Source organism: Staphylococcus sp. HMSC069E10 (genome assembly GCF_001809205.1).
Lineage (GTDB): Bacteria > Bacillota > Bacilli > Staphylococcales > Staphylococcaceae > Staphylococcus > Staphylococcus hominis.
In genome coordinates this window covers 50149-63374 of sequence record NZ_KV796485.1, presented here as the reverse complement: position 1 = coordinate 63374, position 13226 = coordinate 50149, and the positions used below count along the sequence as shown (strand labels likewise).

The window sequence follows — 13226 nt, the reverse complement described above, 5'->3', positions numbered from 1 at the left end:
TATTAAAGTGAACCTTAATCAACGTGTGTTTTCATTATAAAATAACTTATCTGAAAGCGCGAATATTTGTGTATTAGACAAAATATTAGTCATTGACTGCCTATACATTAAAAATGACTGAGATAGGTATCCAACATCATAATAATTGTAGCTATATTGCTGAAGTTATAATCAATCTTATCTTTTTTCAAGTAAATTGTAAGTGACTAAAAGTGGTTTCCCTGTTCTAGGATCTTTTCCTAATACTGCATCTATATTAAACACACTTTCTAATATCTCTTTAGATAATACTTGGTCAGTAGGTCCATTATCTATAATGTGTCCTTCTTTCATGATTAACAAATAATCCGAAAATCGAATTGCCTGATTGATATCATGTAAGACCATAACGATCGTACACCCTAATTCTTTATTCAAATGTTGCACCAATTCTAAAATTTCTAACTGATGAGAAATATCTAAGTACGTTGTAGGTTCATCAAGAAAAATAATATCTGTTTTTTGTGCTAAAGCCATTGCTATCCATACACGTTGTCTTTGTCCCCCACTTAAATCATTAATCGATTGATGACGAAATTCTGTAATGCCTGTTACGTTTAATGACCATTCAATTTCATCTTTATCTTTTTTAGATAATCGTCCAAATCCTTTTTGATGAGGAAAACGTCCATATGAAACGAGTTCTTCAACTGTTATACTGTCAGTCACTGTTGGAGTTTGAGGTAAAATTGCAATTTTTTTAGCTACTTCTTTTGTAGATTGATGTTGAATGTTTTGATTATCAAGTAATACTTCTCCTTTTTTCACTTCAATCAGTCTTGAGAGTGCTTTCAATAATGTAGATTTCCCACAACCATTCGGTCCAATAATTGATGTGACTTTACCATCACGTATTTGAACATCTAATTCTTTTATAATTGTCGTATTTCTATATCCTATATCTACTTGAGATGCATTTAAACGATTCATATATAGGCCCTACCTTTGTACAAAAAATATTTACGATATCTATTGATAATCGTTCTCAATTAATTATTGCTATTATACCATTTATACACATTTTTGACTATTCTTTTTACTATGAGACGATTATAAAAAATAACCCTAAAAATCTGAGATATACATAAAACGCCTCAAATTTTTAGGGCCCTTTTTTATTCATCGATTAAAAAACCATTTCCATAAACATCACGCACGTCATGAATAACCAAGAAAGCATTCTTATCTATTTTTTTTATAATTCGTTTGGCACGAGTTACTTGCGTTTTAGCTACAACAACATACAAAACGTCTTTTTCTTCTCTACTATAATAACCATGTCCATTCAATATAGTAAGGCCTCTACCAACTTGTTCATCAATAGCCTTAGCTACCTCTTCAGGTTTGCTAGAAATAATTGTCATTGCTTTTTTTGTATTAAGTCCTTCTATAACATAATCCATTACTTTCGTGCCTATATAAAGTGAAATCACAGTTACCAATGCTTTACTTAACGGTAGTACTGTTAAAGAAATGACTACTACGATTAAATCAAAAAATAATAATGCGTATGCTGTACTAACATCTAAGTATTTATTAGCTATTCTTGCTAATATTGTTGTTCCAGCTGTAGTGCCACCTGCTAAAACGATTATTCCAATACCTAGTCCAACACTTGTGCCGCCAAATACTGCATTGATGATGACATTACCTGTTTCTACGTGCCATGATTCTGTAAGACTTAAGAAAACAGAAATAAGTACAGTAGCAATAATTGTTAATATCGTACTTTTTTTACTTAAAAATTTATACCCAATAACAATCAATATTGCATTAGCAACGAAGTTAGTGAGCGCTGGTGAAATATGAAAAGCGTAATATAATACAATAGCAATACCTGTGACGCCACCTTCACCTAAATTACCTGATATAATAAATGCATTGACTCCTGCTGAAAAGATAAAAGAGCCTAGTATAACTAAAAGTATATTTTTTATATTTTTGTTCAAAAACACTCACTCCTTTTACGACTATAACGATTAAAATGTTAGCATAGTCTCATCATTCCCTACAATATGCTTTTTAAAAATAAATGTATTAATAAATTTTAAATATCTTAAAATATAAAGATTTAATTTAAATAAGATACATATTCATCTTTAAATCTAATGTACTAATAAAAAATACGTGGAAATTTTCTGAATTTTTCGTTTACTTATAAATATTAGTTTGCTATACTATGTATAACTTCTTAATTACAAGAAGTTATCTCCTTTGTGTTGTTTATAGTAACAAAACAAATTTTGCTCGAAGTACTGTGACAGTACCTAGTCCTTACCGTTACAAGTACATTAATATTCATTTCCCATAAAAACCAAGTATATAAAGTGTCTCCTCACTTTGCATGCTTGGTTTTTATCATGCAATAAAATGAATAATAAAAATAGGAGTGACATAGAATTCTTTTCGAATTCAATGTTCACTCCTAATGGTTGACTATAAAATGATTTAAATTTTAATACCTTACCATGCAAATAAACCAACAAATGCTGCAGTAAGTAGTGAAACTAAAATACCTGATAATAACATCATCGGTACATATTTTGAAACAAAATCTGATGTTTTCTTATCAACTATACCCTTTAATGTACCAACAATCATCCCAATTGTAGAGAAGTTTGCAAATGAAACTAAGAATGTTGATATCACTGCACGACGATGTGCGCTATATGTGTCAATTACTTTTGTAATTTCACCCATAACTACAAATTCGTTTGTAACGATTTTTTTGGACATCTGTTGTGCCACTATCCATGCCTCACCCCATGGTAAGCCAAGCAATAAAGCAAATGGATACATAAAGACGCCTAAGATTTGGTTTAAACCAAAACTACCTTTCATACCCATCCAACTGCCTACTAATCCAGTAATCAAATTAATAAAACGATCTAAAAAATCAGCCAACGCGACAAAACTAATAACAAAAGCGATAATAATTAATACTAATTTACCTGCATTTAATACTGAATCTCCTAAAAATGAGAAGAAAGGTTGACGTTCAATTTTTTCATCATTATTAATGCTATAGATAATATCTTCTTTTTCTTCAACAGTAACAGGATTTAAAATAGAAGCGACAATAATTGCATTAATAATATTTAAAGGAATCGCCGTTAACACTAATTCACCAGGAATCATTTGAACATAGGCACCTACAATAGCTCCAGAAATAGAACTCATTGACATCATTGCAACTGTTAATACACGCATTTCGTTCATACGCTTAAGTTGTTCATTAGAGACTGCAAGCGCCTCTGTATTTCCTAAAAACATCATTTCGATACCAAAGAATGATTCAAATTTAGGTTGACGTGTAATTTTCGCAAGTACAAAACCAATTCCTCCAATAATTTTAGGAAGAATATTAAAATACATAAGAATATCAAATAGTGGAACAACTAATAAAATTGGAAATAATGCACTCACTGCCATATCCATTTGTTTACCACTTGTAAAACTACTGAATGCAAAACCTGTTCCAGTATGAGCTGATTGAATAACCCAAGCAATGGCAGCTGCTAAACCTTCAACAATCGATCTTCCAATTTGGAAATATACAAAGAACCATGCTAAGAATACATTTAAAAGAACTAAGATTAATATAGACTTCCATTGAATATGTTTGCGATCTCTAGAAAATAAAACTGCTATTCCTAAAAACACAAGTAATCCAATGATATTTATTAGTAAAAACATAAGACACCTACCCACATTTTAAAATTAATATGTATCACATTACCCTTAAATAGAACCGTACTATTTTCATAAAATAACAACTAATGTTCTGTAAAAAATACATTTAACATTATACCACGAGAAAATGTTCGTTAAAATAACATATTTAATAAAATAATTGTCTATTTTTCTTTTTTGATGTTATTTATCATAAATACCATTTAAACTTAATACGGTTATATAGAAAAAGAATGGGAAAACGAATTCAAAGTAAATTTTTCCCATTCTTTATGTCATTTGATTTTATGATTCATTTTCATGAATATCATTATGAATATAGTCTGCTATAAATTTAGAAGATTGACCTTTTTCAATTGAACAAAAATCATTATAGAACGCTTCAATTTTATCTTTATATTTTTCTTTATGTGTATCTAAATGTTTTAATTCTTCAGCAAGTTTAAATTCATCTGTAATAATTTCTCCTGGTAAATCTTCCATATAATTCATATAGAAGCCACGAAGACCTTTATCGTATTTTTCGATATCATAAGCAAAGAAAAATTGAGGACGTTTTAAAATACCATAATCAAACATCACTGACGAGTAGTCAGTAATAAGCGCATCAGATATTAAATATAATTCTGAAATATCATTATAATTTGAAACATCAATAGCAAAGTCATCGTATCCAGTTAGATCTAATGCATTTGCAATAAGATAATGCATTCTTAGTAAAATGACATAGTCATCTCCAATTTGCTCTTTTAAATTAGCTAAATTTATTTTCAAATCAAATAAATATTGACCTTTTTTAACGAATTCATCATCTCTCCAAGTTGGCGCATACATAATGACTTTTTTATCTTTTGGTAAATTTAAATCTTTTTTAATTTGTTCTATATACTCAGTATCATTTTGTCTTGTAACTAATACATCATTTCTTGGATAGCCAATTTCCCAAATTCTTTCTTCATTCATCCAAAAAGCAGACTTAAAGATATCCGTAGAATAACGGTTTGGAGATACTAAATAATTCCAACGAGATGCTTCTGTATAAAAATTCTTTTTATAATTTGCTGTTGTTGTTCCTGGCATTCTTACCACTTTCATATCATTTGCTAAACGTTTTAACGGTGTACCGTGCCAAGTTTGAATATACATTTGATTCTCTTTTTTATTTAAATACAATGGTAATCGAGCATTCGAAATCCAGTATTTCGCTTTAGCATAAGCCTCATAATATTCTTTGGATCCTTTTTTCACTTTAGTTGCATTTCCAGGAATAATATTGTTATTAGGCTTAGAAAAGACCCAAATATATTTATATTGTGGATAGTGTTGTTGCATATATTCATATATATACTTTGGACTATCACTGTAATTTTTACCACCAAATGACTCAAATATAATCGTATGTGGATCTACCATATTTTCATTATCAGTAAGTTGATATTTAGCACGTTCTTTCATTTTATTGTTTGTTAGAATACTTTTAAATAAACGTGTTTTTTTACGTAATTCATTCACATATCTTGCATTCTCAATGTCATCCATAGATAAAAACATGATTTCAAGATTATATAACAACTTACCATCTTTAATGATATTCCATTTTAGTGCTTTTACTACTTTAACTAGAGTGTGTTCTAAAGCAATATATCTTGCTTTAATATCTCTAAGCGAAGGATCAAAACCTTTTTTAATTTCATTTTTCATTCTTTGGACTAAAAATTTCTTAACTTCTTTATTTGTAGTTCTTTGTATAGCATCAAAGAAACTATTTGTATAGTCTTCAAATTTATCAATAAAATCTTGATCACTTAATGTATTACCATTAAATGGATCATATACTTCACCACGATAATAAAACGGAAAATTAACAATTCTAACAAAATGTTCAGCATATTTCAGATAATCTAATACAAATGAATTATCAATAAAAATGCTTAAATCTTCATTAAATTTAATGTCATGTGCTTTAATAATTGCATTTCTAAATAAAATATTACATGCAGTTTCTTTTCGTAAAATTGAATTAGGATATGAATGATGTGATCGATACTGCAAACGTATCTTATCTTTATCTACATATTGAGGACGTTGCATTGTAAATTTGTGTACCGGTGCAATTAATGTATCTAAACCATTGATATGATTTAAATAATATTCAATAGCATATGAGGCTAATTGATCATCCGCATCTAAAAACATCACGTATTGACCTTTTGCTAAGTCTAAAGCGATATTTCTAGCATGTGCATGACCAGTATTTGTTTCAAGTTGAATAAACGTCACATCTTTATCATAAGATGCTAACGTTTTATTTAAGATTTGTGTTGAATGATCCGTAGAACCATCATCTACAATAATGATCTCAAAATCTTGATTCCTTTGAGTTTTTAAGCTATTAATACAATCTTCAATATATTCTTCACTATTAAAATATGTAATAATTATTGATAGTTTATTCAATATCATTCTCTCCAATTTTATTTATGTTTATTCAATTAATTTTTAAGCAATGTGTTTGTGTACTAACTATATCTTATCAGTCTAAGATTTTTTCATCTACACTGTAAAATTATAGATTACTTTATCATCGTGATATTTGGATGTTCGACATCCATTATTTATTTATATTTTGTGTAGTCACAAATTGATGATATTTCTCATGATATTTCATTAATTCGTCATGTGTACCTTCACCTGTCACACATCCTTGATCAATAAAAATAATTTGACCTGCCTTTTTAATCGTAGACAGACGGTGTGCAATCACTATTGTTGTTCTACCTTTCATCAATACTTCTAAAGCTTCTTGAATTTTTTGTTCACTTTCACTATCAAGATTTGCAGTAGCTTCATCAAGTAACAATATGTCTGGATTTTTCACAAAACTTCTAGCGATATCAATACGTTGTCGTTGCCCCCCGGACAGTTTTAATCCACGTTCGCCCACTAATGTATCGTATCCTTCATCAAATTGCATAATAAAGTCATGACAGTTTGCTAGTTTTGCATATTTAATTAGTTCTTCATCAGAGACATTACGGTTAATACCATATAAGATATTATCTCGAATTGTTCCTGTCATCATAGAGTTTGACTGCATGACATATCCAATTTTGCTACGCCAATTTGTAATTGGAATATCATAAATACTTTCATTGCCATATGTAATATCACCATTATCGATATCATACATACGTTCAATTAAATTAAAAATAGTACTTTTCCCAGAACCTGAAGGACCAACAAAAGCACTAATGTCACCCTGAGGTATACGAAATGATACATGATCAAGAATCGTTTTTACATCATATTTAAATTCTACGTTATTAAATTCAAGTGCTCCATTCTCAATGTTGATATTAGCAATGGGTTTTAACTGTTCCATCGGTTCAACGGGTTCTTGCATAATTTCATAAATACGTTGACTTGCACCTACAGCTTTTTTGTAATCAGTAACGAGTGTAGATAAGTTCATAAGCGGCATAGATAACTGCATCACATAAAAAATCATAGCTATTAAAGCACCTGCTGTAATAGCACCTGTAGCAATTCTAATGGCACCAAATCCTAAAATAATGGCTATCATTAATAACATAATTACACTTGAAATAGGTTGAATAATCGCTACTATTTTTGCTTGTCTTAAACCTAATTTATATATTTCATTTAAGTTATAATGTGCATTATTTAATTCTTTTTGTTCAGTATTAGAAATTTTTACTAAACGCATTTCTGTCAATACACGACCTAATAACCCACTAAAATTGGCAATTTCTGCTTGGGTATGTTTTGAAATTTTTTGCATACGTCTTCCAAGTGGAATCATAATACCCATAAATATTGGAATAGCTATGAAAGTCAGTAAAGTCATTTGCCAGTCCATAATAAACAGCATAATAATAGAACCAATCAATGTGATAATAGCTGGTAGTAATTGTGGTAATTTTTGAGAGATAAAATCGTTAATGACCTTAGTATCATCAGTTAAACGACTCATCAACTGACCACTTTCATTTTTGTCAAAAAATGGCATTTTCAGTTTAATCATGTGCTCCCACAATAATGAACGAATACCATAAATCATTTTTTCTCCAATTTTACTTAAGAGGTAAATACCTAAACCGCTAAGTAATGCATTAATGATAAATATACTTGCAAATAGAACGACAATATTCCAATTAATATTATTAGTAGAAAATTTATCTACTAAGCGACCTGTAAACAGTGGAATCAATAATCCGCTAAGACTTCCTAACGAAGAAATGATAACAGCAGTTATTATTAAACCATAAGGCCAAGACAATCGTTTAAATAGAAAAAATAATGGATTGTGTTGTTTCATAAATAAACCTCTTTAATCATCAATTTGTATTTGTATTTTTGATATTATATTTAGTGTTTATCCTAATTTAAATGTACATTAAAATGTATTTTAACTGGTAATTTGATTGATTGTTCTTAGTATAGCATTTTATTTAAAATGTTTTATTACATAAAAATAGGAGTGCCCTAGAATTCGTTTTGAATTCACTGTTCACTCCCAAAAGGATGAGTCAAATCAAACAAATTATTGTTATCTACTTGATTTAATCAAAGATTGAGACATAGCTAAACTTCTAAGGCGTTTATATATGCCTTCAATACATTATTATTTTGCATCTTTTCCGTATAGCTCTTGTTTAATTTTAGTTGTTGAAATACCCTCCGTGCGTTTTAGGTATACAACTTCACATTTGTCTTTTAGGAAGTCAAATTGACCTTCCCAGTCATGGCCCATAACAAACACATCAACATCATAACGATCAACGTCTGTTTCTTTTTGACCCCATCCATCTTCTGGAATCACTAAATCAACGTAACGAATAGATTCTAACATCATTTTACGTTGTTCAAAATCATAATAAGATTTTTTATTTTTAATTTGGTTAAATTCATCTGTAGATAAAGCTACAATTAAATAATCACCCATTTCACGAGCTCTTCTTAGTAATTCTATATGACCATAATGTAATAAATCATATGTACCATATGTAATGACTCTTCTCATATTTCCTTTCTCCTTTACAAATATTTAACATTAATTAATAATCTTAATTTAGCATAAATATATTTAACATACCATTAATTTTATATTGACCAGACCCTTTCTCATTTACTTATTCATTATACGTTTCAATGATTGCTTTCCACTGAATGCTAATTTTTTAGGCATTACTTGTGCTTGAAAACGTAAAAAACCAGGTCTCCCAATTCCTACATCAATAAGTGTATGTCTCCATAACTCATAGGTCTCACGTGTCCAATGAGTCGCACTTTGCTCTACGGCTTGTACTATTCTAAACAACGCTTCTCCAGAATAATTTGTATGTTGCATATCTCTGATATATTGAGTGATTTTGTCTATAATTTGAAGTGTCACTTTACTGTATTTTATTAAATATGCTTGAATGAGATAGCTGACAATTAAGTCATCCATTCGATAACTATAATATGCTTTTTCGTTGACAAGTAATAACATATCCATGACTTCACATCGAACTTTTCTAGCATCTTCTAAGTAAGATATAAACGTATCTGCACGTTGATCTGTAATAGAACCTTCTCGCTCATTGTATCCATATACTATAAAAGGAACTAGTTGGATATCCCTTGCCATTAAATAAGCACGAGTGACAAATGTATGTTCTTCACAAAATACTACATCTTCATCGAATCTTAGTGTATTAAATTTAGCTTTGAATAACTTGCCACCTGGTCCAATAGATTGAAGTATTTCTGGCGCTTCTGCTAAAGAAACTATTGCTTCACGATGAATGTCTTCGTGTGTTGGAATAACTTTCCAGTCGCCATTCAATCCTCTACCGATTTGCCCAATCACAATATCTAGATGCTCATTTTTTTCATAATATTGAATCATTTGATCCATTTTTCCAGGTAAAAATTGATCATCTGCATCTAAGAACATAAACGCATCGATATCATCTGACATTGCAGAAAGACCCATATTTCTACTTTTTGCCGCTCCTTGATTGTCTTGATGATAAACAATGAGATGTTTAACTTCTTTTTGCAATTCAGTTAACACTTGTTTTGTACGATCTGTTGATCCATCGTTAATACAAATAATTTCTACGTCATGTGTTGTATCAATCGATTTAACTGCTTTTCGAATTGTATTTTCAGCATTGTATACTGGAATAATAACCGCTAATTTCATTCTTTCACCAACTTTTCAATAAATTTCAATACGTTTTCTAAGCTTTTTTCACTATTATATTTATGCCAATTTTTAAATAATGGTTTTATTTCTTTTTCATTATATTTAATCTTAGTCACTAATTCATCTATATGTTTCACTTTATAAAATGTTGGAATATCGCGATAAAATTGATTCAATCCACGTACCTCTTCATACTCTTCTTCGTCAAATACATAAAATAATGTAGGCTTATTGAGTAAACTAGCTTCTATTGGTAGAGAGCTATAATCACTAATAATAATATCAGCCATCATTATTAGTTCTGATGTTGGCGCAATATGCTCACTATTAGGGATTGATGGATGAAGTTGATTAATGAGAGTATAGTTGGGTAATTGCTTTTCAAAATATACTTTATCAATTTGACGATTATCCATTTGATTTTCACGATAAGTAGGCACATATAATGCTAATTTATTAGGAATATTATAATATTTTTTTAACTTTTTTTGCTCCGTCTTAAGGTCTAGTTTAAAATATTTGGTTAATCGAGGTAGACCCAACTTAAGCATTTGAGTGCGCTTAGCGTCAAAAGCACTTTCAAAACATTTACTCATCTCTTCTCCACCGACTAAATAATAATCAGTAGCCTTATAAACGCTTTTATATTGTTGAACCATTTTTTTATTATTTAAATCTACTTGATGATCCGTTAAACCAAAATTTTTTAAAGCACCTGAAGCATGCCATGTTTGGATGATGGTCTGTCCTTTTTTCTTATGATACCCTCCGAGCATAAGATAATATGTATCAATCACAATCACTTTTGCTGTACTTATCGTCTTGATATGTCTCACTATATGATTATTTCCTGCAGGAACAAAAGATACATTTTTAAATTGCTTTAGCTTAGCCCATTCTTTTTCTTTAGCAATGACTGTTAATTCATAACCTTTCTGATTTAATTGCTCAATTATTGGCATAACGTCTTCGGGAAATGTCATTAAAATCGCAATATGATTCGATTTTAGTCGTTTAAATCTAAAAATTTGGTTTACGATAGTAATAAGTGTCATATAAATATTTTTTATCACTACTCTTGTCATCATTTAATCCCCTTACTCGTTAATAAAATAATTTATAAAGAAAGAGTAGGACAGAAATACATTGATTTTGTCTCTACTCCTTATCCTTTTCACATACATCTCTATCGACATCGTCGATATTTTATATTTATTCATGATATATATACTAAAGAGCTTGAAATGCAATCTAATACATTTCAGGCTCTCTACTAATAAATGTAAGTATTGATTTATCTAGCACACATTTTATAAGAAATCTGCAAAATGATCTCGATATCTACGATGTAATATAGACCCTAATACAAAGAATACTAAAATAATAATCATATTATAAAGAAGTAATCTCCAATGTTCAATAAAGTACCATTGATGGAATAAAATTGCTGCACGGTAAGACTCAGCTAAAAAGTATACAGGGTTAAATTTCATAATGTCATTAATTACGCTACTAATTCCAGTATCTTTTGGTATCCATAAAATAGGAGACATATAGAATAAAATTCTTAGTAATGCTTGCATAATCATCTGTGTGTCACGAACAATGATTCCAAGTGTTGATGTAAAAAGTGCTACAGAAGCCACAAAGAAAAATGTTAGTGGTACGTAAATTAACAATTGGACAATATGGATAGACGGCATAATACCATTTCCCATACAAATTGCAATAATAAGTGCTAATAAGCCAATATGGCCATAAAATTTACTTGTTACGATATAAGTTGGAATAATTGATAAAGGAAAATTCATTTTCGCTACTTGGTTAAACTTCATAGATACTGATTTCGTACCTTCAAGAATACCTTGGTTAACAAAGAACCACATGCTAATTCCTACTAGTAACCATAAAATAAATGGAATGCCATGTATCGGTTGATTACTACGAATTCCCATACCGAAGACAAACCAATACACCATAATTTGAAGTGCTGGGTTAAGTAATTCCCAAGCCATACCTAAGTAATTATTTGTATTTGTTATTTTAATTTGAAATTGTGCAAGTCGTTGCACTAAATAAAAGTTTTTTATATGTTCTTTAAAAACAGTTCCTACTGCCGACATTGAAATAAACCACACTTTCAATTGTAAATTCATAATGGCTTTTAATTTCTTTAACTACTGATTAAAATCGTTTTATTATAAAATTTCTAAATCAACGTTTAAAATGATTCATATAAATCCATTATATATTTACGCAACTTATTCGTCGAAAATTTTATTAGGATAGACTTAATTCAGAAAAGAAAGTAAAATTAATATATTGTTTACAAAAAAGATACAAAATCTCATATACACTTTACACTAGGTTAATAAATTTAACAACTATTGAGTGATGTATTATAATCTATATAATAAATCATAAGAAAGGAAAAATCATGAGCGTATCTGTTAACATAAATCATGTGACAAAAGAATATCGAATATATCGCAATAATAAAGAACGTATCAAAGATGCGTTAATTCCTAAAAATAAAAACAAAACCTTCTTTGCTTTAAATGATGTGTCTATTACTGCTTATGAAGGTGATGTGATTGGTTTAGTAGGTATAAATGGTTCAGGAAAATCCACGTTAAGCAATATGATTGGTGGTTCATTATCTCCAAGTTCTGGAAATATAGATCGTCATGGTGAAGTAAGTGTCATCGCCATTAATGCCGGTTTAAATGGGAGACTGACAGGCATTGAAAATATTGAATTTAAAATGCTTTGTATGGGGTTTAAAAAGAAAGAAATTAAAAGACTTATGCCTCAAGTTATTGAATTTAGTGAGCTTGGCGAATTCATTTATCAACCTGTTAAAAACTATTCAAGCGGTATGCGTGCGAAACTTGGTTTCTCTATCAATGTAACGATTAATCCTGACATTTTAGTTATCGATGAAGCACTATCTGTTGGCGATCAAACATTTACTCAAAAATGTTTAGATAAAATATATGAGTTTAAAGAAGCAAATAAAACGATTTTCTTTGTAAGTCATAATATCAGACAAGTGCGTGAATTCTGTACTAAAATCGCTTGGATTGAAGGTGGAAAGCTAAAAGAATTTGGTGAATTAGATACAGTGTTACCTAAATATGAGCAATTTTTAAAAGATTTTAAGAAAAAATCTAAAAAAGATCAAAAAGCATTTAGACAACAACTTGATGAAAAACGGTTTGTTGTAAAGTAAAAGAGGTAGAGACCTAAGCGATTCATAGGCTTAAGTCTCATCCTC

10 protein-coding genes are annotated in these 13226 nt (G+C 29.6%); 1 reads left to right on the top strand and 9 read right to left on the bottom strand.

The window, feature by feature from the left end; translation table 11 throughout:
• Nucleotides 1–177 precede the first annotated feature (177 nt).
• The 9 genes from HMPREF2561_RS06875 to HMPREF2561_RS06835 form a co-directional block, all read right to left on the bottom strand.
• Complete coding sequence (locus HMPREF2561_RS06875; protein WP_017176007.1) at nt 178–969, bottom strand: ABC transporter ATP-binding protein; 792 nt, start codon at nt 967–969, stop codon at nt 178–180.
• Nucleotides 970–1154: 185 nt separating this feature from the next.
• On the bottom strand, nt 1155–1988 hold the full coding sequence (locus HMPREF2561_RS06870) for a YitT family protein (RefSeq protein ID WP_019834904.1): 834 nt from the start codon (nt 1986–1988) through the stop codon (nt 1155–1157).
• A gap of 514 nt (nt 1989–2502) precedes the next feature.
• Complete coding sequence (locus HMPREF2561_RS06865) at nt 2503–3735, bottom strand: NupC/NupG family nucleoside CNT transporter (protein WP_017176009.1); 1233 nt, start codon at nt 3733–3735, stop codon at nt 2503–2505.
• Nucleotides 3736–4017: 282 nt separating this feature from the next.
• Nucleotides 4018–6189: a bifunctional glycosyltransferase/CDP-glycerol:glycerophosphate glycerophosphotransferase gene (locus HMPREF2561_RS10610; RefSeq protein ID WP_079118803.1), complete on the bottom strand. Its 2172-nt coding sequence runs from the start codon at nt 6187–6189 to the stop codon at nt 4018–4020.
• 154 nt (nt 6190–6343) lie between these two features.
• Nucleotides 6344–8071, bottom strand: coding sequence for an ABC transporter ATP-binding protein (locus HMPREF2561_RS06855; RefSeq protein WP_070468570.1), 1728 nt, complete (start codon nt 8069–8071; stop codon nt 6344–6346).
• A 306-nt stretch (nt 8072–8377) separates the two neighbouring features.
• Nucleotides 8378–8776: a glycerol-3-phosphate cytidylyltransferase gene (gene tagD / locus HMPREF2561_RS06850; protein WP_017176012.1), complete on the bottom strand. Its 399-nt coding sequence runs from the start codon at nt 8774–8776 to the stop codon at nt 8378–8380.
• A gap of 105 nt (nt 8777–8881) precedes the next feature.
• A complete protein-coding gene (locus tag HMPREF2561_RS06845; RefSeq protein ID WP_017176013.1) occupies nt 8882–9946 on the bottom strand; it encodes a glycosyltransferase family 2 protein in 1065 nt (354 codons plus the stop codon).
• Nucleotides 9943–11037, bottom strand: coding sequence for a teichoic acid glycerol-phosphate primase TarB (gene tarB / locus HMPREF2561_RS06840; protein WP_025987151.1), 1095 nt, complete (start codon nt 11035–11037; stop codon nt 9943–9945). The genes HMPREF2561_RS06845 and tarB overlap by 4 nt, the downstream gene beginning before the upstream one ends.
• A gap of 222 nt (nt 11038–11259) precedes the next feature.
• The gene (locus tag HMPREF2561_RS06835) at nt 11260–12072 is read right to left on the bottom strand and encodes an ABC transporter permease (RefSeq protein ID WP_049379655.1); all 813 of its coding nucleotides are present in this window, start codon (nt 12070–12072) and stop codon (nt 11260–11262) included.
• A 314-nt stretch (nt 12073–12386) separates the two neighbouring features.
• Here HMPREF2561_RS06835 and tagH point away from each other — a divergent pair, with 314 nt between their 5' ends.
• Nucleotides 12387–13181, top strand: coding sequence for a teichoic acids export ABC transporter ATP-binding subunit TagH (gene tagH, locus HMPREF2561_RS06830; protein ID WP_017176016.1), 795 nt, complete (start codon nt 12387–12389; stop codon nt 13179–13181).
• Nucleotides 13182–13226 lie beyond the last annotated feature (45 nt).

Coding starts and splice junctions, on each gene's coding strand:
- HMPREF2561_RS06875 (WP_017176007.1), bottom strand. CDS start 969: ATGAATCGTTTAAATGCATCTCAAGTAGATATAGGATATAGAAATACG.
- HMPREF2561_RS06865 (WP_017176009.1), bottom strand. CDS start 3,735: ATGTTTTTACTAATAAATATCATTGGATTACTTGTGTTTTTAGGAATA.
- HMPREF2561_RS06855 (WP_070468570.1), bottom strand. CDS start 8,071: ATGAAACAACACAATCCATTATTTTTTCTATTTAAACGATTGTCTTGG.
- tagD (WP_017176012.1), bottom strand. CDS start 8,776: ATGAGAAGAGTCATTACATATGGTACATATGATTTATTACATTATGGT.
- HMPREF2561_RS06845 (WP_017176013.1), bottom strand. CDS start 9,946: ATGAAATTAGCGGTTATTATTCCAGTATACAATGCTGAAAATACAATT.
- tarB (WP_025987151.1), bottom strand. CDS start 11,037: ATGATGACAAGAGTAGTGATAAAAAATATTTATATGACACTTATTACT.
- HMPREF2561_RS06835 (WP_049379655.1), bottom strand. CDS start 12,072: ATGTCGGCAGTAGGAACTGTTTTTAAAGAACATATAAAAAACTTTTAT.
- tagH (WP_017176016.1), top strand. CDS start 12,387: ATGAGCGTATCTGTTAACATAAATCATGTGACAAAAGAATATCGAATA.